Here is a 22447-nt window from a genome sequence, read left to right on the forward strand (position 1 = left end):
GATACAGACAACTCTTACGAGTTGGGTTTCCCCATTCGGAAATCTTTGGGTCATAGCGTACTTACCGCTCACCAAAGCTTATCGTAGTTAGTCACGTCCTTCATCGGCTCCTAGTGCCAAGGCATTCACCACGCGCCCTTATTAACTTAACCTATACAACCGAAGTTGTGGTTTAAGTTTATGAGTTGGTCATTTTTCAGACCTGCGATTAAACCGTTCTTTTTAAAGAACTTTTTGTGTTGTTTCTCGGTTCATTTTAGTGCAATCTTACGATTGCTTTTAAAAGAATTTGTTACTATTCAGTTTTCAATGTACAACATGCTAGCCTTTCGACTAGCTATGGAGAATAGCGGGATCGAACCGCTGACCCCCTGCTTGCAAAGCAGGTGCTCTCCCAGCTGAGCTAATTCCCCATAGGATCACTTTGAGACCATGATACCTATTAAAGTATCACACTCAAAACTAAACAAAACTTTGAAACAAACAAATTGACACTTAAGTCCCTGTCGCTTTCCGATTATCCTTAGAAAGGAGGTGATCCAGCCGCAGGTTCTCCTACGGCTACCTTGTTACGACTTCACCCCAGTCATCTGTCCTGCCTTAGACGGCTCCTTCCTAAAAGGTTAGGCCACCGGCTTTGGGCATTACAAACTCCCATGGTGTGACGGGCGGTGTGTACAAGACCCGGGAACGTATTCACCGCGGCGTGCTGATCCGCGATTACTAGCGATTCCGACTTCATGTAGTCGAGTTGCAGACTACAATCCGAACTGAGACGTACTTTAAGAGATTAGCTCACCCTCGCGGGTTGGCAACTCGTTGTATACGCCATTGTAGCACGTGTGTAGCCCAGGTCATAAGGGGCATGATGATCTGACGTCGTCCCCGCCTTCCTCCGGTTTGTCACCGGCAGTCTCGCTAGAGTGCCCATCTGAATGCTGGCAACTAACAATAAGGGTTGCGCTCGTTGCGGGACTTAACCCAACATCTCACGACACGAGCTGACGACGACCATGCACCACCTGTCACTTTGTCTCCGAAGAGAACACTTCTATCTCTAAAAGCTTCAAAGGATGTCAAGACCTGGTAAGGTTCTTCGCGTTGCTTCGAATTAAACCACATGCTCCACCGCTTGTGCGGGTCCCCGTCAATTCCTTTGAGTTTCAACCTTGCGGTCGTACTCCCCAGGCGGAACACTTAATGCGTTAGCTTCGGCACTAAGAGGCGGAAACCTCCTAACACCTAGTGTTCATCGTTTACGGTGTGGACTACCAGGGTATCTAATCCTGTTTGCTACCCACACTTTCGAGCCTCAACGTCAGTTGCAGTCCAGTAAGCCGCCTTCGCCACTGGTGTTCTTCCATATATCTACGCATTCCACCGCTACACATGGAGTTCCACTTACCTCTACTGCACTCAAGTTAACCAGTTTCCAATGCCATTCCGGAGTTGAGCTCCGGGCTTTCACATCAGACTTAATAAACCGTCTGCGCTCGCTTTACGCCCAATAAATCCGGATAACGCTCGGGACATACGTATTACCGCGGCTGCTGGCACGTATTTAGCCGTCCCTTTCTGGTATGGTACCGTCAAACTAAAATCATTTCCTATTCTAGCTGTTCTTCCCATACAACAGTGCTTTACGACCCGAAAGCCTTCATCACACACGCGGCGTTGCTCCATCAGGCTTTCGCCCATTGTGGAAGATTCCCTACTGCAGCCTCCCGTAGGAGTTTGGGCCGTGTCTCAGTCCCAATGTGGCCGATCAGTCTCTCAACTCGGCTATGCATCATTGTCTTGGTAGGCCTTTACCCCACCAACTAACTAATGCACCGCGGATCCATCTCTAGGTGACGCCGAAGCGCCTTTTAACTTTTTGTCATGCGACACTAAGTTTTATTCGGTATTAGCATCTGTTTCCAAATGTTATCCCCAGCCTTGAGGCAGGTTGTCCACGTGTTACTCACCCGTTCGCCACTCACTTGAAAGGTGCAAGCACCTTTCGCTGTGCGTTCGACTTGCATGTATTAGGCACGCCGCCAGCGTTCATCCTGAGCCAGGATCAAACTCTCAATTTGAAAATTTGAAGATTGCTCTTCGATTAAACTGACTATATTTCGCTATATCTCTATAACGTAATCCGTTTATTGTTTGTTACGAATTGACTTCGCAAATTTGTTTTTGTTACTTTACGTAACAGCTACAGATTCGTTTGTTCAAAGTTTTGTTCAGTTTTCAATGTGCTACTCGTTGTCGCTGAGACAACTATATTATCTTACCACGCTCGTTTCGCTTTGTCAACTACTTCTTTTAAGAAGTTTTCGTTGACCTCACTGTCCTTACGCTGCCGCTTCGTAAGAAACAACTCCTATAACTATACTCGCTTTATTAAAAAAGTCAACCTTTTTTTCAATTTTCTTCAAAACTGACAAATAATGTGGTTTTTAAGGTTTTTAAGAGCTCATGAATCTTATTGGCCGGCATGAATTTAAGTTTAAAATTTAATTCTTGTTCAATCTTCTCAGTATCTTTTACCTCAAAAGAATAGATTGATAACAACTCACCCTCAACTTCCACGCTAGTCAATTCACCAAGACGCCAATCATCAAAATTTACTGCCCCCAACTCTTTTAAACCGCGTAGTGCTGCTCCCAAGGATGTATCATTATTGTGTTTATGCATCTTTGTAGTGAAGAACTGGTAGCCATTTTCTTTTTTTTGTACCAAAAAATAAGGTAGATTATCTTTCACTGCAATTGCTGTAACTGCTATCAACGACATATTTACTCACTTTCCGAGACGCTCAAGTGCCTCTTCAATCCATTCATTCTGTTTATTAGCAATAGATGTAAAGCCGTATTCTAAATGATAGTTTGTCCAAAAACGTTTTTTAAAATTGTGGTTTTTGCCCATCATTTTTTTGTTAGTGTTTATCATTTCATCTTGACGCAATGATAAACTTATTTTGCCATTATACTGTTCAATATCCATAATTACGATATTGACTTCTTTGCCCACTTTTAATTCACCATTCAAATCACGGACAATACCAGATTTACATTCCGAAATATGAATTAATCCTTGTGTGTGATCGTCTAATGATACGAATGCCCCATATGGTTGAATCCCTGTTATGCGTCCTTTTAGTTTTTGACCTACAGAATACTTCATTATTTTGCCTCTATGTTTCATTATATCATGGTCTCTTAGTTGTTCGTTCTTTTGAACAATAAAAAAAGCAGGTTATGCACCTGCTATCTCAATCGTATTGATAACTACGTCTACACGTGGCTTATCCGCCATATCAACTTTTACTTTCGCTATTTCATCGACAATATTTAATCCTTCAATCACTTGACCAAACACGGTATGTTTGCCATCAAGCCATGGTGTACCACCTTTTTGTCGATAAAAATCAGCTACCTCTGCCGGTAAATCACGCAATGCCGAAACCATTTGTGATGGAAAATTAGATGCCTGTACAATAAAGAACTGCGATCCATTCGTATTAGGACCAGCGTTAGCCATCGAAAGAGCCCCATACGTATTAAACAAACGATCGCTAAACTCATCTTCAAAACTGCCGCCCCAAATACTTTCACCGCCCATACCGGTTCCTTCAGGATCGCCACCTTGAATCATAAAGTCACTGATCACACGATGAAAAATGCCATTGTTGTAATATCCATTTTTTGCATGTGTGATGAAATTTTCGACAGTTTTTGGCGCAATATCAGAAAACAATTTAATTCTAATATCACCCTTATTTGTTTTAAAAATTGCAACAGGGCCACTATAATTAGCAGCGTCTAATTGTGGATAATCTACCATGAATTTTCTCCTAAAATTATAAAAAACGCCTAGTGGCGTTTATACTTCGTCTTCAAATTTGGGATCAATAATGACAGCGCCATTTTCAATTTCTTCTAACGCTTGCCCAACAGACTTATTCGATTCAAATGTTTCTTGAGTTGCTGGTAAACCAGCATCCAATTCACGAGCACGCTTTGCGCCTAAAGCAATTAGCTTATAGCGTGAGTCAACTTTTTCTAATAGCTTATCAACTGATGGATATAGTAACATGTCTCTCTCCTTATTGTATCTTATCAAATACACGCGTTACGCGTAGGCGTTCTGCTGTAATGATTGATTTGATTCGTTCAACTGCGTTTGAAACCACATCGTTTTCAACAGCATAATCGTAATTAATCATCATTTTAAGTTCGTCACGCGCCGCTGCAACTCGTTTTTCAATCACATCAGCAGAATCTGTACCACGGCCGACCAAACGGTCGCGTAGATTTGCCAAATCCGGAAGTGTCAAAAATATGTAAATACCTTCTGGCATTTTTGATTTAACTTGCAAGGCACCTTGTACGTCTATTTCCAAAAAAACATCACGCCCGCTCGCCAACGTCTCGTCTATAAAGCTTTTAGGTGTTCCGTAATAGTTGCTGACATATTTTGCATACTCTAACATGTCACCATTATTAATTTTTTCTTCAAACTGTTCACGGGTTACAAAGAAATAATCTTCACCGTCTACTTCTCCAGCACGGGGCTGACGTGTTGTAGCGGAAATCGAATATTGAAAATCAATGCTTTCTTCTTCAAAAATTGCTTTACGTACAGTGCCTTTTCCGACACCTGAGGGTCCTGAAAGTACGATTAATAAACCACGCTGAGTCATAATATTCCTCTTTATAAACTAATAAGAATATTATAGCAATGTACAGCCACAATATCAATGTTAACATAAATACAGCCACTGTAGTGAATATTTGTTCGTATAGACAAATATAGACTTTATAAACAGAATATGCCTATTTATCAACATAATGATCATAATAATATTCAAGAAACGTTTAAGAAACTTTCCATGATTTGCTTATTTGAACATTTGTTCGTATAATAAATTTATACAATAACGAGTGGAGAAGACTGGTATGCAAAATTATATTGTCCAACATCAATTTCAAGCACCATTACATCATTTACTTCAAAAACTTATTAAATACGTTGCTTCAAAAAAAGCAGTGCCTTTAAAGCGCCAATTAAATGCACAGGAAATCATTGTACGATTAGAACTAGCGCTAAATACAACTGATCCTGTAACCGTTCAGCTCAATGATTCTTTGTTCAATGAGCGCATTACGCAGTTGTCTGGATACATTTACCAAAATAATCATGGCCAGCTTTTTGTGCAATCCTATAAGACTCATAAGTTCTCTAATATAACACCAGGAATGATTCGACACATTTCATTTAATTGACTGTCAACCAACCATATGTGTACGTAAAAAAGCACAATCATAGTTGTGCTTTAACTAAGTTTCTCTATATCTTTCATATCTAACTTTTCAAGTAAAGAATTAATCGCAATTACATCAATATAACGATCAATATCAAGAGTCCCTGCTACAAGGTCACCTAATCCTGTGAGGGCTTTTTTACTACTCAAAAAAGTTAAATAAGATTTGACCTCACCACCAATGCCATCTAAATCACGCCATTGTGGTGTCCAATAATCTAACAGATGTTTTTCAGCAAATGCATTTAACAAATTTGCTCGCCATAATTTGTGAGTTGCATTAAACTCGCGTGCCATTCCCTCGTGAAAGGCATGAAGCATATTAATGACATTATCACTGACAACATCTTTAACAGAAGCTTCTTGGAACTTTTGTAGACTTTTATCAGCAAATTCAATTTCTGTTTGCATTTCGTCTGGTGACAACGATGGTTGCAATTTTTGCACATCATCAGTATTCTTCAAAGGCTTCATTTTAGGTGATAGTCCGCGGAATGTTTCATTAATAATTTCAAGATTAAAGTCATCATCATCTTCACTTTCTGACAAAAACTTAAATTGCAGTTCATCAATGGCGTTTGACGTTTTCATCATTTCCGCAACATCTTTACCTTGCCACTTGAAAAAATTAATCGCGATTACCGTGCGCATAATCATACGCCAAAAATTAATATCAAATTTTGGTGCGTGAGCGATAAATCTCTTGTTAACACTACTTTCTTTTACCAAGAATTGTTGCATATCATACAAGACGGGTACCAACAGTACAAAGTAACGCCAATCACGATCATCGCTATTCACTAATGCTGCTTGCATAACCTCGTTCAAATTAACTGTGGCCCGTTCGTTGCTAGTAAATTTTGTAAAATTTTGTTGCACAATCGTAGCAATCACGTCATCCAAGAAAAAAGAAGCTACTTCAAATGTTTCTGTAGAATATTTAGTATTGTATGTCAAATAATATCGTGCACGCAAAAAGCCCGCAAAATCATTGTAGTTAAATTCTGGCAATACACTTTTTGAAGTGAATTTCTGCTTTGATTTTATATGACGCATTTTTTTTATTTGCGCTGATTTCCCTTGTTTCATATCATAAAAGTATCAAATTAAATCACTTATAATTCGTGATCCGCATTCAACACATCCTCCTTTTTAAATACTCAAATCTAGATTGTACTTCCCACTACCAAACTCGCGTAACTTGAACTGAAATACTTGCTCGTTACGCTCTAAATTAGGTGTGACAACGGTTGCCTGTTGTTTGCCCTCTAATTCGGCAATTTCAATTGCACTATTAATAGCTGACATCACTGGGGCAAATTCCTTTGGATCCGCAGACACATAAAACATTTCTGCATTCCCGTATGTTGCTGACCTGCGCATCAAACTAACTGAGACCCTATATCTGTTTGCATCAAAAATAATATGATTAAAGTTAAATCCGTGCGCATAATGAAATAATGATGATAAAAATTCTTGAGAGTTAAATTTTTCTTTTGCCATGTGTTTTCCTTAAAATAGTTTCAATACAAGTATACTATAAAAAATCAATCAAATTGAACAATCAATGTTCGTCGTATTAATCCCAATTTATTACCCGTTCTTACGAAAGAAGAAGGCTTTCGACGAGAAAGCCTTCTTCTTAATCAATAGTTAAATTACTTCAATTCCACAATCGTTGCACCGTCACCACCTGCATTTGCACTAGCAAAATGATACGACTTCACGCGACGATCAGATCTCAAAAACTCGGTAACACCTTGACGCAACGCACCTGTGCCTTTTCCATGTATAATTTCAACAGGACTAATGTTTGCTAATACTGCCGTATCTAAATATCGATCTAGCTCGGTTAAAGCAGCTTCATAACGTACACCACGCAAGTCCAATGACGATTTTACAGAAGCCCGCGTTGATCCACTGCTTGTTGTTTTTCGAATAATTTTTTGTTGTTTCTTCTTAGCTTTACCTTTTTGAGCCTTCACAGTTGCTTCAGTTTTAACAATATCGTCTTCATCAACAAGCATTTTTAAAATGCCCATCTCCACTTCCCATTGACCATTCTTGTGCTTTTTGACTAAAGTACCCTGCTGGCTGTAAGAACGGACGGTAATTTCATCCCCAGGGGCTAATTCTTTTACCTTTTTTGCTTTTTGCAAAATTTTATTTTTTTCCAAAGAGTCATTCTGCCGTAACTGATCTAGCTTTCCTTTTCTGGCTTGCAGTTCTTGCTCAGTTAACTCACCACGCTGTCCTGCTCTTAAACGCGCTTTACGAATTTCACTAATCAATTGCTCTGCCTGTTTTTTGGTTGCTGCGACAATATGATTAGCTTCATTTTTAGCGTCTAAAATAACATGCGCGCGCTCTTTTTCCAACTTACTTTGTTCTTCGCTTAAGGCTTCTGACTTTTCTTCCGTCGCCTTTAGTTGTGATCTAAGTTCTTCATTATTTTTTTTGACTTCATCTCGCTGTGCAACCAAATCAGCAATCATATTATTCAAGTCTTGATCCGATTCGTCAGTCAAAGCCATCGCTGCATCAATGACATCTTCACCAAATCCTAAACGCTTCGCAATTGCTAAAGCATTAGATTGTCCTGGCACACCCATCAAGAATTGATAAGTTGGTTGTAATGTTTCCACATCAAACACCATGGAAGCGTTTTTAGTTTCTGGTCGATTATAACCGTATAACTTCAACTCAGGATAGTGTGTCGTAGCTATCGTATACGCCCCTAGGCTAGCAACTTTGTCTAATATAGCAATTGCTAGTGCCGCCCCTTCTGCTGGGTCAGTTCCAGCGCCCAGTTCATCGAAAATAACTAATGTTTTATTATCAATGTGGTCAAGCATTGACACAATGTTGGCCATGTGAGAGCTGAAGGTAGACAAGTTTTGTTCAATTGATTGTTCATCACCAATATCTGCAAAAACTTCATCAAAAATACCTACCGTAGAGGGTTGCCTTGTCGTTATAAATAATCCAGATTGAGCCATTAATTGTAATAGCCCAAGCGTTTTAATCGTGATCGTTTTACCACCAGTGTTAGGACCAGTAATAATGATAGTTTTGTAGCTATCCCCAAGGCTTATATCGTTAGCTACTGCAATTTTTTTATCCAGCAGTGGATGCCAAGCTTGTCGCAAGCTAATGTGGTTCTCTACGCTGACAGTTGGTTGCATAGCATCTAAGCGGGCTGCTAACCGCGCTTTGGCATTAACAAAGTCAAAGTGCCCTAAAATTTGAACATTTTGTTGAATCTCATTTGTATGTGGCTCTAATTCTGCTGATAGTTCTTGCAACACTCTCTGCTCTTCTGCATTTTCTTTCACGCGAAGCTCGCTTAGTTTGTTACTCAATTCAACAACAGCTTGTGGTTCAATATAAAGTGTCAATCCTGTTTGACTTTGATCATGAACAACACCACCAAATTGACTTCTATACTCTGCTTTTACTGGTAAAACATACCGATCACTTCGAATAGTAACAATCGGATCACTCAAATATTGTGCAGTTTTGCCTTTAGTAAATTCCTGCATCTTATTTTTAATGGCATTTTCGTGACCGACTATTTTGCCTCGAACTGATTTTAACTCATATGATGCTTCATCATTAATACGACCAGTTGAGTCAATAGCAGTTTGAATTGATTTGGTAACCTCAGGCAACGTTTCTAATTGCTCAGCTTGTTCAATAAGCACTTCTAAAGATTCACCAATTGACTCATCTTTCATCTGTATGAAAAAATTAGAAATAGCACTTGTATTACGTAAAACATTTCCTATTTCAGCTAATTCAGTAGCACTTAAACTTGCTTGGATATTTAGTCTTTTCAAATGCGGTGTGATATCGGCTAATTTAGCTAGCGGGATGCCGCCTTTCAAACGATCAATCATCATCGCATCTGCTGTTTCTTGGAGCCAATAATTAATTATATGTACATCAGTAATTGGCTGCAGCGCGTCTGCTTCTTGTCGTCCAATGGGCGTTGATAAAAAATCACTCAGTTGTGACTTGATTTTGTCATATTCTAATGTTTGTAGTACTTTTTGATTCATTTTATCTTCCCAAATATCTAGAACAAAAATGTTACTAGATTCTGTTCTATGTCAGATTCTATAGCCACCAATTATATATTTGATTAGCAAAAAATGGCATATTGTCTAATATATCGTTTAATAGCGGCGTTTTTAAGAATTGGTCTTGGATCCAGACGTTAGGCATTACAGACAGTAGTTCTAGGGCAAAAAATGCTATAACAGCGCCCATGATACCATACAGCAGACCACCGAGGATCGCGTCAAACCATCCCAATAATGGAATGTGTCGGACAACGCTAAAAGATTTTAATATCCAGTGACTAACAATGCCACCCAGGATGAATATTATTGTAAATACTAATCCTGATGCTAAAAATTGTGAACCGTCACCAACAACACTCTGTGGTATTGTCGTTCGCACAAATTGCCCCGAGACAAAATCAGTTAATAGCTGTCCAAACGGCTTAGAAAATTTAATGGCAATATACCAAACAATTACCCACAATATAAAACGAAGCACCGCATTGACTAATCCCATGCGATAACCCATTCTAATAGTAATTAAAATAAAAAGTATTGCCAATCCTAATAAAATCATTTGTCAGTTTCCTTAAATATTTTGTTTGATGCGCGCGTACGGCTTTCTTGCTTAGCTGTAGCGATAATACTTGAAACGGCACTTTTTTTAGGCTTCAGCCTTTCTTTTTGCGATTGTAGCAAATTAATTTCTGCTTGCATTTCAGCTATTTTTTCACGTAATTCATCAATTTCTGCTTGTTTATACAACTGATCAGATATTGAATTGAATGTCAAAAGAATCGCCTGATCCAATTGTGACAACTTTGGAGCAACAACTTTAATTTGCTTAATCTGTTTATTAAGTAATTCCTCTGTTGATTTAAAATGAGGCAGACTCGCTTCCCCAGAAATAACATATGTTTTACCGGCAATAGTTGCCTTGTATTGTCTTCTTTGTTGTTTTGTCATACTTTAATTATACAATAAATCCCATAATTGCGCGGAAAAACTACCAACACCGTTAGTTTAGTTAATGAGCACTGGAGAAACTGGAGACTATCCTTTCATTTCATGAATTATTTAATATCGGCGCTCACAACATAGAAATTATCTCTAATTTTTACACTACGATTAAGTTTTACCGTAATTATATCTCCAACTTTAAATATCCTATCAATATGATTATTATCAACTAAAATGCTAACCTTTTTATTATTATTTTCTGGCAAATTCAAAAGTATTGAATCCCCTTTAATCACTTTATCATTAATTTTAAATTGGAGGATTTTATCAGACACATCAGTTTTATGAAGAACCTGATAAAATTTCCTTTCATCATCTTTATTCACCACTGTGTAATCTGCCCCCGTCGTGAACTCCCACAACAGAATAGCTACCCCACCAAAAACTACTACTATTATTATGGCTATTAATAGTGACTTAGTTTTTAACATACTTTATTTTCTCCCCATGTGACTATAATTCAACAGCAATAACCCATACTGCGATTATATAATATTAACATATCTCAAACTGATTTTGAGAATGTTATCACTAACAAGTAGAAAACCAATAATAATAAGATGAATTTTTTTCTAAACACACAGTGCAAAAAACTGCTATACTGCTAATATGCAAAAAGTTATTCAAGTCAATAATCAAAAATTAAAACAAATGGCTCATTATTATAGTCAATTTTCCAGTAAGAAAGTGCCTACTGGAGCCTTGTTCTCAATTAGTAGTGGATCTGCCACTGTAACTGGCTACTACTCTGGTAAAGTCATGTTTCAAGGCAAAACTGCTAGTGCTGAGGCTGCTAAGTGGCAATCAAATTCAATTCACAGTCTTGACACGCCTAAAAAAATGGGCACAACTCTTCCAGCTGATTTCGCTAACTGGTCGGTTCTAGGTTCTGATGAGGTAGGTGCTGGTGCCTATTTTGGTCCACTAACAACAGCCGCCGTTTATGTATCCCAAGAAAACTTAGAGTGGGTGCGAGCACTAGGTATTGCTGACTCCAAAACCTTAACAGATGATAGAATGAAAAAAATTGCTCCTCAAATTATTGCTAAGCTACCTCATCATGTTGTTAATTTAATGCCTGAAAAATATAATCAACTGCAGCCATTGCATAATGTGAACCAGATGAAAGCAATTTCTCATAATTTTGCCTTAGGTAAAGTATTGGATAAAATTTTCCCAATCACACCCCAAGCCATTTTAATTGATCAATTTGCACAACAAAGCACATACTTTAATTATCTCAAGAATGCCAAGCAACAACGGATAATCCATGAAAATGTATACTTCACTACTAAAGGAGAGCAATATCATTTGAGTGTCGCCGCTGCTTCTATCTTAGCTCGTGTAGTAGAATTAGACGCCATGTCTAAATTAAGTGTCGAAGCTGGTATCAAGCTGCCTATTGGTGCAGGACGTGAAGTTGATACTGTTGCTGCGGAATTATTACGACGAGGTATTGATTTGAAACACTACGCTAAACTACATTTTGCCAACACTAAAAAAGCAGAACGCCTATTATAGACATTCTGCTTTTTTATTTATGCTTCTGGTTTTGCTGTTGTTTCTGAAGTATCGTCATCTTTAATCGATGATGCTTCAGCATCTTTTACATTTTCATCGTCGGCCAAATCAGCCAAAGCTTCTTCCAAATCAACATCATCTTGTGTTAATTCGATATCCTCACTGGCGAATTTATCTCGTAAATCAGTAAGTGCATCTTGTGTTTTTTCAATATAAGGAGTAACAAAATCTTTAGCTTTATCAACATATGGCGCTGCTTGATCTGTTAAATCCTTAATTTTTTCAGTTGCAGCGTCAATTTGGTCAGCATATTTTTCTTGACTATCCGTCTTCAAGGCAGCGGTTTTTTCTTTGGCTTTTTCTGTCACATCAGCCGCTACATCCGCTGCATTGTAAGCAGCATCATAAGCCTTATCACGTAGCAATGCACCCGTATTATGTGCTTTGGCTGACAATTCATCCTGCTTATCTTTGGGCAATGCTTTATAAGCAACATACGCCGCCGTAGTTGCTAAAACACCTGCAATAAATACTTTTGTCTTTGACATAATTAGACCTCCGTCTTCTTTTTATTTCTAAACTTACCCATAGCCGCTTTTGTTGCGTTTTTAGTCATAGCAGCCGCCACACCAGTTGCACCGGCCTTAACACCTGAAAACTTGTGAGTCACATTTTGCGCTGAATTATTTAGTTTTGACACAGTTACTGATAAATCAGCCATTGCCTGTACCGTTGGATCAAGGGTTTTAACTTTGCCATTGATATCATTTAGCAATACATTAGCATTTCCCAAAATCTCATTACTTGAACGTGCGATCGTATCGACATCCATTGTTATAACACCCAATGAACGTGTTAGGCGTAACAAGAATATGCCAATAAAAATCACCAAAAGTAGAAAGGCTACGGCAAATATAATTAATGCTAATTGTCCTGGTTCCATAAAATCCTCCGCTAAATATCATAGTTATGATTATACTTTGTTTAACTTTTTATGAAAAATTTAAAACATTCTCACTTGTATTAATTATAACAAAAAAAGACGTTCTACGAACGACTTTTTTAATAGTGTATTATTTATCATGGTTTAATGTGCATAGTCAATTGCACGTGTTTCTCGAATAACCGTAACTTTAATATGTCCGGGATATTCCAGTTTTTCTTCGACATCCGACTTAATGTCGTGTGCCAATACTTTAGCTTGCAAGTCTGTAACCTTTGTAGGTTCAACAATCACGCGTACTTCTCGACCTGCTTGAATAGCATATGCTGTGTGAACCTCCTGATAATTATTTGCAATCGCTTCAAGATCCTTTAAACGTTGCACATAATTTTCTAGTGACTCGCTACGAGCCCCCGGACGAGCAGCGCTAATAGCATCAGCCGCAGCTACTAACTCAGCAATCGGCGAGATTGCTGCAACATCACCATGATGAGAAGCAATTGCATTGATTACAATTGGCTTCTCATTAAACTTCTCAGCTAATCTAACGCCTAATTCCACATGGGAACCTTCGACCTCAGCATCAACTGCTTTTCCAATATCGTGTATTAATCCAGCGCGTTTCGCAAGCGCGACATCCATTTTAAGCTCTGCTGCCATCATTCCCGCAAGTTTTGCGACCTCGATTGAATGCTGGAGCACATTTTGACCGTATGAAGTTCGATAGTTCATACGCCCTATCATCTTAATTAAGTCTGGGTGCATGCCTCGTAATCCTAGTTCAAAGACAGCTTGTTCACCCTTTTCACGAATCGTTTCATCCATTTGACGTCGTGATTTTTCAACCATTTCTTCAATACGAGACGGATTAATTCGACCATCCGCAACTAAGGCATCTAATGCCATTTTTGCGATTTCACGTCGAACAGGATCAAATCCACTCAAAACGACTGATTCTGGTGTATCATCAATAATTAAATCAATGCCAGTTAGGGATTCTAAAGTACGAATATTACGGCCTTCACGACCAATAATTCTTCCCTTCATATCTTCACTTGGCAAATTGACAACAGAGACAGTCACGTCAGCAACAGAATCAGCTGAGGAACGTTGAATAGCTTGCACAATAATATTACGAGCACGCTTCTCAGCTTCGCTAGTCGCTTCTTCTTCCGCTTCTTTAATCAAGGCTGCTCGTTGACGAGTCAAACTTGCTTTAGTTTCACTTAAAATTTGTTTCTTAGCTTCATCAGGAGACAGTTGAGCAATTTCTTCCAACTTGTCTTGTTGTGTAGTCAACAACTTCTGTGCTAATACTTCTTTTTTATCTGCGTCATCAAGGCGTGTCTGTACTTGATTTTCTTTTTGAATCAATGATGCATCACGTTGATTCAAGGCCGCATCTTTTTTATCGAGGTTATTGATGCGATCTTCTAGCCTTTGTTCTTGTTGCTGCAGATGCTTTTGACGATCATTATACGAATCATTAATTTGATTTCGATAAGTTTGTGCCAAATCTTTAGCATCAACTTCTGCTGCACGTTTCAAACTTTTAGCTTCATTATTTGCTTGTTCAAGAATGTTAGTTGCCATTTGCTCGGCAGAAATAACTTTATGCGCGTCTTGTGACTTGCGCACATAGTATCCAATACCAAGACCAATCACAATTGCGAAAAACACTGAAATGATTGTAACTACCATGTTAGTATATCCTTTCAGCTTGTGAATATTAGATTTCACATATATTAAGTATATATGTTAATTCATGACGGGTCAATAGAGTATTCCAGAGACCGATGAGTTGTTTTACAAAAATAAAAAAGAGCGTTTTAGCTCCTAATTTTTAAATCGACGGCTTAATTCTCGCTCTTGATCACGTTTTTTAATATCTTCTCGTTTATCATATTTTTTCTTTCCACGACCTATACCGATTAAAACTTTAGCAAAGCCATGTTTTAAATAAACCTTCAAAGGGACAATGGTTACACCTTGTTCCTGCGTTGCTTTCTCAAGAACTCGAATTTCTCGTTTGTGCAACAATAATTGTCTAGTCCGTAATGGATCAACATTAAATTGATTCCCTTGCACATAAGAGGAAATATGCACATTGGTTAGTAAAGCATTACCATTGTGTACCGTTACAAATCCATCCCCTATGGTAATTTGACCCGCCCGAACTGACTTAATTTCCGTTCCCGTTAATGAGATACCGGCTTCAAAAGTTTCCGCAATGGCATAGTTAAATCGCGCTTTACGATTTTGAGCAAGATAATTTTCAGTATTTTGTTTCTTTTTTGCCATGACAAACCACCTTAAAAGTTACGTTTGCTATCCCGTTTATGCCCCTGTTTACTATCTAAGGGTGCTCTCTTTGGACGTGGTCCTTCTGATTTACCACGGCGCTCGTTTTTACGCCTCTCATCACGATTGCGACCTTTACCGAACTTACCATGTGCCTTTGAAGCTACACGAATATCTGTCGTTGGCGCATCTTCTGGATTAACCAATACAAAATCAACTACGCGCTCATCTTTATTAACACGCAAAACCTTGACTCGTACTTTTTGCCCAATTTGGAAAATACGATGCTTCGAACGGCCAATTAATGCAGCATGAGACTCATCATACTCATAATGATCATCAGTTAAGTTCGAAATATGAACCAGTCCTTCAACTGTATTCTCAAGACTAATGAACAAGCCAAACTTCAACGCTGAATTGACTACTCCATCAAACTCAAGGTTAACTTTATCCATCATGTATTCAGCCTTCTTCAAAGCATCAACGTCACGTTCAGTATCAATGGCTCGACGCTCACGTGAGCTTGTATCTTCACCAATTTTACCAAGATGACTAGCATACTTTTCTTGTGCTTGAACACTATGACCATGTCTCTCATACCATTTAATCAACCGATGAACTGTCAAATCGGGGTAACGTCGAATTGGTGAAGTAAAGTGAGTATAATACTCCGCACCCAAACCAAAGTGTCCAACTGGATCCGGTGAATATTTCGCTTGCTTCATCGCGCGCAACATCATCGTAGAAATCATTTGTTCAGCAGGATCACCAGCAACATCTTCCATTAACTTTTGTAACATGATCGGTGTTACTTTACTTGGATCACCAACAACTGGGTGCCCTAAAGCCTTTGAAAATTCAAAAAACGACTTAGCACGATCAGCATCAGGCGTCTCGTGAATACGGTACAAGAATGGTACTTTAAGTTTATCAAAATGCTCGGCAACGGTTTCATTGGCCGCTAGCATGAAGGATTCAATCATTCGTTCAGCGGTACCGCGTTCTCGCAACTTAATATCAGTGGCTTTACCATCTTCATCAACAATAATTTGTGCCTCAGGTGCATCAAATTCTATTGCGCCACGCTTTTTACGCATATTATACAGAATTTCATGTAGCTCACCCATCACTTTAAACATGGGTACTAATTTTGCGTACTCATCTTGGACGAAAACATCACCCTCTAAAATTTTATTGACTGCATCGTAAGTCATACGAGCATGAGATTTCATAACTGAGGTATGAAGTCTATGATTCACTACATTTCCTTGTGGATCAATTTCCATCTCTGCAGACATTGCCAAACGCACAACGTTTGGATTTAATGAAGCAATACCGTTAGATATATTTCTAGGCAGCATTGGAATAACACGATCAGTCAGATAGACAGATGTACCGCGATTATAAGCCTCAGCATCAATACTAGAACCTTCCGTCACATAGTGTGAAACATCTGCAATGTGCACACCCAGATGGTAGTTGCCATTGTCTAACTTCCAAGCAACTACAGCATCGTCAATATCTTTCGTGTCAGCACCATCAATTGTAACTAATGTTTGCTCTGTGATGTCCTCTCGGCCAGCCCATTCAGATTCGGAAACTTCACTTGGAATTTCGAGTGCATCATCTAACACCTCTTGCGGGAATTCATTTGGAACTTTCTTACTGTAGACGATTTGTAAGATGTCCATTCCTGGTTCATCTTTATATCCAAGTGTTTCGGTTACCGTAGCAATTATTTCTCGTGGATGGATTTTATCAGGAAAACGAGTAACTTCCGCTACGACTACCTGACCATCATTAGGTGTTAATCCATCACCGCTAACTAACACTTTAAAATTCATTGTTTTCTTGTCGCTGAGGTGTAATTCACCAATCATGTTGCGAGCTTCTGAACCTAATGAAAAAGTACCTACTATACGCTCGTAAGCATGTTCAATAATCTCTTCTACTTTACCTTCTGGTCCACGATCTGGTGTTGGTGATGGTTTTAATGTTGAAACACGTACCGTATCGCCCTGCATTGCTTGTAGTGTATTTTCTGGGTTAATAAAAAAGTCAGGTAATTCGTCATCGTATTTAACAAACCCAAAGCCCTTATCATTAGCACGATACTCGCCAATTGTATAGCCAGCATTTTTGTTATATTGATAACCATTTTTGATGTCGATAACATCCCCGTCACGTACACTAGCGTTTAAAGCATTGACAACCTGCTTGTATCCTTGGCTATCCGTCATTCTTAAGCCGTCAGCTAAGTTTTGTGCGGTAAATATTTGCTCACGGTTAGCTTTCAAGAAGCCAGTAAGCTGTGATTTTAATTGTTCTAGTTCCATATGTTTTCCTTGTTAGTTTAATTTACTACCATGTAGTATGTATGTTATTTACTATAAATTGAGATAAAAAAAATCAGTTTACGAAAAAAGCGTAAACTGATTTTTTTAATGTGCTGAAATGTACATTAAGGCAAATCCAATGACAAACCATAATGCCCCAAGCACTGCTGTTGTACGACGCATAACAGCTTCAAATCCACGCGACTTACGTTCTGCGAACAAATCTCCTGCGCCACCTGATAATGCTGATAATGCATCTTGTTGTTTACTTGGTTGCATCATAACTGTCATAATAAGCAAAAAGCCTACAACAATTAGAGCAATAGTAAGTAGTTTTTCCACAGTTATATCCTCTATTAAATCGTTAACATTTATTATAGCAAATTTTACGCTAAATCGCCAATTTTGGCAAAATGTTATTAGTTTCCCAATGCCAAACTAAACATTAGAATACCACCAGCAATAGCTACATTCAAACTTTCAGCCTGTCCTTGAATAGGAATGTATAAGTTGGCTGTTGTTTTTTCTGCCAATTCAGCTGACATGCCTTGTCCCTCATTACCAACAATTAAACCAAATTGTGTGCTTGGTTCAACATCGCGATATGATTTTGCTTTTTCATTTAATTGTGAACCATAAACTGGAAGATTATTAGCTGCCAAGGCAGCAACCCACTCGCTTAAGTCTCCATTCAAGACTTCTAAATGGAATTGAGATCCTTGCATAGCACGTACAACTTTGGGAGCAAATGCATCAGCTGTGCCAGCACCTAAAACAACACCTTTAAAACCTGCTGCGTCTGCTGTTCGCACTAATGTGCCAACATTTCCAGGGTCTTGAATCTTATCTAACAACAACCATGCACCATCGTGAACATAGCTGGGATCAAATGTCTTTTCAGGTAAACTAATCTCTGCAAAAATACCTTGTGGAGTATTCGTACCAGCAATATGTTTGGCAACTTCTTCACTGATTTCAAAAGCCGGAACACCATGAGGCACATTTGGGAGATAGTCAGCCATTTGTTTTTCTGTAGCCATTATTGCATGGAATTTTGCACCAGCCTTAACCGCCTCTTCAACTAAATGCAAGCCATCGAGCAAATAAGTATGATTCTCTTGACGACCTTTCTTTGTTGCAAGTTTTGCCCATGCTTTCACACGTGCATTTTGATTTGAAATAATTCTTTCCATGTGTATTTCTTTCTGTTCTTTCTAAGAACTGACAAAAGTACGTCAAAAAATTGACGTACTTACTTCGACCGCTGTTGCTTCCCAGCATTGCGATTCTTTTTGTTTTGATTTTTTACAACGTTTGGCGCATCAGTAACTTTTGTGTTTCCTGCATTGGCATTTGGTACTTTAATATCCTCTGCCATTAAATCATCAGCAGTCTTTTGAATTTTAAATTCAGCTGTAACGCGTTTTTCTAAACCAGGACGTTGATAGTGTTGAATTAATGTCTGGATTAAAGCAAATATACCGCCGATAACGAAGTATAGGCCAATAGCACCACTTGCAATCATAGCAAAAACAAAAATCATTACAGGACTAACAAACATCATTGCAGCTGATGTCTTACGTTGTTCCTCAGGCATATGTTGCATCATTAACCAAGCCTGAATTAGATAAATAATACCGGCAACGATGGCAAAAACTAATTGTGGTTTCCCCAGGTCAAATCCTAAGAAGGATGCACCCTGCAAAGCTGGTGCATGCAAAATAGCAGAATATAATCCTGAGAAAATAGGCAATTGCATTGCCATTGTCAAAAATGAAATGCCACCAATAACACTGACATCATTTTCTCGATATAATGACATCATCGCCATACTAGCTTTTTGTTGTTCTTCTGTCGTAGCTGCCTTACGAGATAAAGTTTGTAATTTATCAATTTCCGGCTTCAACTTCTGCATTTTAATTTGATTGACAGTTGTATTAACTTGTTGATTCAAGAAAAATGGTAATAAAATCAAGCGGAAAATTGCAGTTATAACGATAATTGCCCACCCAATACCGTTTACACCACCGATAAAATGAGCGATATTAGTCATTAATTCAGCCAATGGCTGACCAATCCAACGATACATTCTACTGTGTTGATTATAACCACCAGTAAGCAAAATAATATCAAAAATAACAAACGCAAACGTCAGAACGCGTTTTAATTGTTTCATAATCAGGGTTTCTCCTTGAAAATCATGTTAAAAAAGTTGCGCACAATTACAAGATACTATTATAGCAAGAATTACCCACGAATAGCAAAGTCATTTGTTTCAAACAATGGAATATTTGTTGTGATAACTTTGTCAACGCGACTATAAAAGCCTGGCCCCTTCTCGAGCACTGACAAAAAATCTATTAAATCACTTTGTGAACCCTGAGCTTGTATTTTAACAGAACCGTCTGTTTGGTTACTTACCCAACCAACAATATTGTGTTGCTGTGCAGTTCGTTGTGCAAACCACCGAAAACCAACACCTTGTACTAAACCAAAAACATCAACTTCAATTGCTTTCATTTTTTTCCTCAACGTACAAAGGTAAATATACTGTGAAAATTGACCCTGAGCCTTCTGCACTTTCTAATGCAATTGTACCACCATAAGCCTCTACCAAACGTTGAGCAATACTTAGTCCCAGCCCAGTTCCCCCTTTGGCTCGTGATCTCGCCTTATCAACGCGATAAAAGCGATCAAAGACACGTTTTGCATCTTCCGGTTTCAACCCTTCACCGAAGTCTTGTACGCCAATTTCAACACGATTTGCTGTCTGTGACAAGGCAAAATGAATTTCATGACGATCTAGAGAATACTTTACAGCATTGTCAGCTAGAATAATTAGAATTTGTTCCATATGATCTTGACGAATCTTAACCCTTGCCTTCGTTGATAAATCATCATCTAGGGTAAAAGAAAAGTCAGGATGTATCATTTTAAAGTTGTCATAAACACGATGCATTGTACCGCCAACATCAGTAATTTCTTTCACGTTGTCAACTGGAATTTGCTCAGCACGTGTTAAATTGAGCATTTCGTTAATCAGTGTCTCCATTCGTTGTACTTCTGCCAGAGAGGATTTGATTGAATCTTCCAAGACCTCTGGATCATCTTTACCCCAGCGATTCAGAAGTTCCATGTGGCCTTTCACGATTGTTACCGGCGTACGGAGTTCATGGGAAACATCTGAAACAAATTGCTGTTGCGCACTGATTAATGCTTGTAGACGGTCAATTGTGCGATTTAAAATACGTGTTAAATCAGAAAACTCATCATTTGCACCAACTTCACTGGCACGTACTTCTGTCATCGGATCATCTTCAAAAGCTTCAATGGTGGTTTCAATTAATCGGACTGGTCGTAAAATTACTTTAGTTAAGATAAGTGCAAATATGAATATTGCCAAACCACCGAAAGCAATAATAACCCACAACCAAAAAATAACTTCATTCGGCAGTGCACCATAGTGATGCTTTATCAACCCAGAAAGCAATAAAGCAAATACTATAAATATAACAAAAAAGCCGGACGCCATTCCAAGTGCTAACTGCCAGCGCAGTGAGAATCGGCGTACAGCTTTTTTAGTTGTTTCTTTTTCATTATTGTCCATAATTAATTAGAATTAGCTGCGCATCACGTAGCCAGTACCACGTACTGTTTGGATATATGATGCCTTACTTTCAGGATCATCAATCTTATTACGCAAGTAACGAATATACACATCAACAACATTCGTTTCTACTTCAGAATCAAAACCCCAAACTTCTTTCAATAATTGCTCACGAGATTGAACCACATTAATATTTTCTACTAATGTTAATAGCAAGTCGTATTCACGCTTTGTCAAATTAATAATTTGATCATCGCGACGTGCAATACGATTTTCCTTTTCAATACGGAGGTCTTTGAAGTTAATAATTGAACGATGCTTATCGTTTGTTTCAGTCTCAATTGCAATACGGCGCAAAAGCGAACGAATACGAGCCAATAATTCTTCAATTGCAAATGGCTTTACCAAATAATCATCAGCACCATAATCCAATCCAGAAACACGATCAATCACTGAATCACGAGCAGTCATCATAATGATTGGTGTTTTTTTAACTTCACGCAATCGACGTGCAACTTCTAAACCGTTTAGTTCAGGCAACATCAAATCGAGCAAAATAACATCGTAATCATTTTCTAATGCTAAATCTAGCCCAGAACGACCATCATTCACCGTTTCAGCTTCATATCCTTCATGTTTAAGCTCAAGACCAACAAACTTTGCCAAGTTTTCTTCATCTTCAACAATCAATACTTTACTCATTTTTTGTCCTCAATGTTTTAAATCGGCAGAAGCCGAGTCTATTTGTATTACTTCCCTTTATTTTAGAGCATTTGTTTAACTCTTGCAAGTGTTTTCTCATTCTTTGAAAAAATCGTCTAATTTTGACAACCGAGGGTCAATTTTGGGTTCTTCCTCTATCATTTTCTCATTTTCATAAGCTTCTTGACTGATAACATGCCAATCTTTTCCGGAGGGCAAATTATCGCCGGTCTCTTCCTCAGGCGTTAAAATCTGTAAAGGCAAAGTTGCTATAATATTATCCAAAATAGCATCGTCCACATTTAAGGAATCATTCTCAAGTACAAAAACAGCCTCGGTTTCTTCAAAATCCTTGAGACGACTCTCATTTTCAATGTATAATTCAGAAAATGCTAAATTAATTGGCACAACCACGGGGTCTAATGACCGTGAAGATGGCACTGTGATATTCCCTAGAACATTCACGTCTAAAGTGATATCATCATTATCTAAATAGTTAATGCTCCCCGTAACTTCAAGGGGTGATAACGCTAAGACAGTTTCTGAAAAACGACTTTTAGCTTGTTCCTCCAAATTCAAAGTTTCTTCGATAATTAACGGACTTTGACGGTATTTTAATAATTGATTTTTTGCATATTTCAT

The 22447-nt window shown here is 38.4% G+C and carries 25 protein-coding genes, 1 tRNA gene and 2 rRNA genes (1 of these 28 only partly in view); 2 read left to right on the forward strand and 26 right to left on the reverse strand.

Going from position 1 to position 22447, the window contains the following annotated elements; genetic code table 11:
- The 8 genes from RHP64_RS08470 to gmk all read right to left on the reverse strand — a co-directional run.
- A 23S ribosomal RNA gene (locus RHP64_RS08470) occupies positions 1 to 152 on the reverse strand (it extends 2764 nt beyond the left edge of the window).
- Between the two features lie 188 nt (positions 153 to 340).
- Positions 341 to 413: transfer RNA gene (locus RHP64_RS08475), tRNA-Ala, on the reverse strand.
- 114 nt (positions 414 to 527) lie between these two features.
- Positions 528 to 2078: ribosomal RNA gene (locus RHP64_RS08480) — 16S ribosomal RNA — on the reverse strand.
- Together the 16S and 23S rRNA genes with 1 tRNA gene alongside form the textbook arrangement of a ribosomal RNA operon.
- A gap of 331 nt (positions 2079 to 2409) precedes the next feature.
- Positions 2410 to 2781: a hypothetical protein gene (locus RHP64_RS08485; RefSeq protein ID WP_011680320.1), complete on the reverse strand. Its 372-nt coding sequence runs from the start codon at positions 2779 to 2781 to the stop codon at positions 2410 to 2412.
- Between the two features lie 6 nt (positions 2782 to 2787).
- The gene (locus tag RHP64_RS08490; protein ID WP_011680321.1) at positions 2788 to 3171 is read right to left on the reverse strand and encodes a CvfD/Ygs/GSP13 family RNA-binding post-transcriptional regulator; all 384 of its coding nucleotides are present in this window, start codon (positions 3169 to 3171) and stop codon (positions 2788 to 2790) included.
- A 72-nt stretch (positions 3172 to 3243) separates the two neighbouring features.
- A complete protein-coding gene (locus RHP64_RS08495) occupies positions 3244 to 3831 on the reverse strand; it encodes a peptidylprolyl isomerase (protein ID WP_011680322.1) in 588 nt (195 codons plus the stop codon).
- 39 nt (positions 3832 to 3870) lie between these two features.
- Entirely contained in the window at positions 3871 to 4083 is a 213-nt protein-coding gene (gene rpoZ / locus RHP64_RS08500; protein WP_011680323.1) for a DNA-directed RNA polymerase subunit omega, read from the reverse strand.
- A 10-nt stretch (positions 4084 to 4093) separates the two neighbouring features.
- Positions 4094 to 4690 carry a guanylate kinase gene (gene gmk / locus RHP64_RS08505; RefSeq protein WP_011680324.1) on the reverse strand — a complete coding sequence of 199 codons (597 nt, stop codon included), beginning with the start codon at positions 4688 to 4690 and terminating at the stop codon, positions 4094 to 4096.
- A gap of 256 nt (positions 4691 to 4946) precedes the next feature.
- On the opposite strand from gmk, the gene RHP64_RS08510 reads away from it, so the two are divergent.
- Positions 4947 to 5273, forward strand: a complete 327-nt coding sequence (locus RHP64_RS08510) for a hypothetical protein (RefSeq protein ID WP_010291209.1) — start codon at positions 4947 to 4949, stop codon at positions 5271 to 5273.
- 50 nt (positions 5274 to 5323) lie between these two features.
- Here the strand turns inward: RHP64_RS08510 and RHP64_RS08515 are convergent, their stop codons facing one another.
- The 6 genes from RHP64_RS08515 to RHP64_RS08540 all read right to left on the reverse strand — a co-directional run bounded on the left by RHP64_RS08515 (position 5324) and on the right by RHP64_RS08540 (position 10826).
- Positions 5324 to 6400, reverse strand: coding sequence for a hypothetical protein (locus RHP64_RS08515; protein ID WP_011680325.1), 1077 nt, complete (start codon positions 6398 to 6400; stop codon positions 5324 to 5326).
- A 63-nt stretch (positions 6401 to 6463) separates the two neighbouring features.
- Positions 6464 to 6814 carry a hypothetical protein gene (locus tag RHP64_RS08520; protein ID WP_010279689.1) on the reverse strand — a complete coding sequence of 117 codons (351 nt, stop codon included), beginning with the start codon at positions 6812 to 6814 and terminating at the stop codon, positions 6464 to 6466.
- 155 nt (positions 6815 to 6969) lie between these two features.
- Positions 6970 to 9372: an endonuclease MutS2 gene (locus RHP64_RS08525; RefSeq protein WP_025268444.1), complete on the reverse strand. Its 2403-nt coding sequence runs from the start codon at positions 9370 to 9372 to the stop codon at positions 6970 to 6972.
- A gap of 58 nt (positions 9373 to 9430) precedes the next feature.
- Positions 9431 to 9952 carry a CvpA family protein gene (locus RHP64_RS08530; protein WP_025268445.1) on the reverse strand — a complete coding sequence of 174 codons (522 nt, stop codon included), beginning with the start codon at positions 9950 to 9952 and terminating at the stop codon, positions 9431 to 9433.
- Positions 9949 to 10341: a cell division protein ZapA gene (locus RHP64_RS08535; protein ID WP_011680328.1), complete on the reverse strand. Its 393-nt coding sequence runs from the start codon at positions 10339 to 10341 to the stop codon at positions 9949 to 9951. Before RHP64_RS08535 ends, RHP64_RS08530 begins: the two co-directional genes overlap by 4 nt.
- Before the next feature lie 107 nt (positions 10342 to 10448).
- Complete coding sequence (locus tag RHP64_RS08540) at positions 10449 to 10826, reverse strand: hypothetical protein (RefSeq protein ID WP_010291083.1); 378 nt, start codon at positions 10824 to 10826, stop codon at positions 10449 to 10451.
- Positions 10827 to 11004: 178 nt separating this feature from the next.
- On the opposite strand from RHP64_RS08540, the gene rnhC reads away from it, so the two are divergent.
- Positions 11005 to 11916: a ribonuclease HIII gene (gene rnhC, locus RHP64_RS08545; RefSeq protein WP_014325079.1), complete on the forward strand. Its 912-nt coding sequence runs from the start codon at positions 11005 to 11007 to the stop codon at positions 11914 to 11916.
- A gap of 17 nt (positions 11917 to 11933) precedes the next feature.
- Here the strand turns inward: rnhC and RHP64_RS08550 are convergent, their stop codons facing one another.
- The 12 genes from RHP64_RS08550 to RHP64_RS08605 all read right to left on the reverse strand — a co-directional run bounded on the left by RHP64_RS08550 (position 11934) and on the right by RHP64_RS08605 (position 22447).
- Positions 11934 to 12464, reverse strand: a complete 531-nt coding sequence (locus RHP64_RS08550; protein WP_011680330.1) for a hypothetical protein — start codon at positions 12462 to 12464, stop codon at positions 11934 to 11936.
- A 2-nt stretch (positions 12465 to 12466) separates the two neighbouring features.
- Positions 12467 to 12859 (reverse strand): DUF948 domain-containing protein, encoded by a 393-nt coding sequence (locus RHP64_RS08555; RefSeq protein WP_002815745.1) that lies wholly within the window; start codon positions 12857 to 12859, stop codon positions 12467 to 12469.
- Between the two features lie 144 nt (positions 12860 to 13003).
- Complete coding sequence (gene rny / locus RHP64_RS08560; protein ID WP_014325080.1) at positions 13004 to 14560, reverse strand: ribonuclease Y; 1557 nt, start codon at positions 14558 to 14560, stop codon at positions 13004 to 13006.
- Between the two features lie 135 nt (positions 14561 to 14695).
- Positions 14696 to 15160: an SsrA-binding protein SmpB gene (gene smpB / locus RHP64_RS08565; RefSeq protein ID WP_025268446.1), complete on the reverse strand. Its 465-nt coding sequence runs from the start codon at positions 15158 to 15160 to the stop codon at positions 14696 to 14698.
- A gap of 11 nt (positions 15161 to 15171) precedes the next feature.
- Positions 15172 to 17496, reverse strand: coding sequence for a ribonuclease R (gene rnr / locus RHP64_RS08570; RefSeq protein WP_025268447.1), 2325 nt, complete (start codon positions 17494 to 17496; stop codon positions 15172 to 15174).
- Positions 17497 to 17601: 105 nt separating this feature from the next.
- Positions 17602 to 17838: a preprotein translocase subunit SecG gene (gene secG, locus RHP64_RS08575; protein ID WP_002815749.1), complete on the reverse strand. Its 237-nt coding sequence runs from the start codon at positions 17836 to 17838 to the stop codon at positions 17602 to 17604.
- 77 nt (positions 17839 to 17915) lie between these two features.
- Entirely contained in the window at positions 17916 to 18689 is a 774-nt protein-coding gene (locus RHP64_RS08580; protein WP_002815751.1) for a TrmH family RNA methyltransferase, read from the reverse strand.
- Between the two features lie 59 nt (positions 18690 to 18748).
- On the reverse strand, positions 18749 to 19672 hold the full coding sequence (gene yidC / locus RHP64_RS08585) for a membrane protein insertase YidC (protein ID WP_025268448.1): 924 nt from the start codon (positions 19670 to 19672) through the stop codon (positions 18749 to 18751).
- A 71-nt stretch (positions 19673 to 19743) separates the two neighbouring features.
- Positions 19744 to 20016 carry an acylphosphatase gene (locus RHP64_RS08590; RefSeq protein WP_025268449.1) on the reverse strand — a complete coding sequence of 91 codons (273 nt, stop codon included), beginning with the start codon at positions 20014 to 20016 and terminating at the stop codon, positions 19744 to 19746.
- Positions 20003 to 21103: a sensor histidine kinase gene (locus RHP64_RS08595; RefSeq protein WP_011680335.1), complete on the reverse strand. Its 1101-nt coding sequence runs from the start codon at positions 21101 to 21103 to the stop codon at positions 20003 to 20005. Before RHP64_RS08595 ends, RHP64_RS08590 begins: the two co-directional genes overlap by 14 nt.
- A gap of 12 nt (positions 21104 to 21115) precedes the next feature.
- On the reverse strand, positions 21116 to 21805 hold the full coding sequence (locus tag RHP64_RS08600) for a response regulator transcription factor (RefSeq protein WP_011680336.1): 690 nt from the start codon (positions 21803 to 21805) through the stop codon (positions 21116 to 21118).
- 96 nt (positions 21806 to 21901) lie between these two features.
- Complete coding sequence (locus RHP64_RS08605) at positions 21902 to 22447, reverse strand: YceD family protein (protein ID WP_025268450.1); 546 nt, start codon at positions 22445 to 22447, stop codon at positions 21902 to 21904.

The sequence above is a fragment of the Leuconostoc sp. XM4 genome (genome assembly GCF_055698815.1).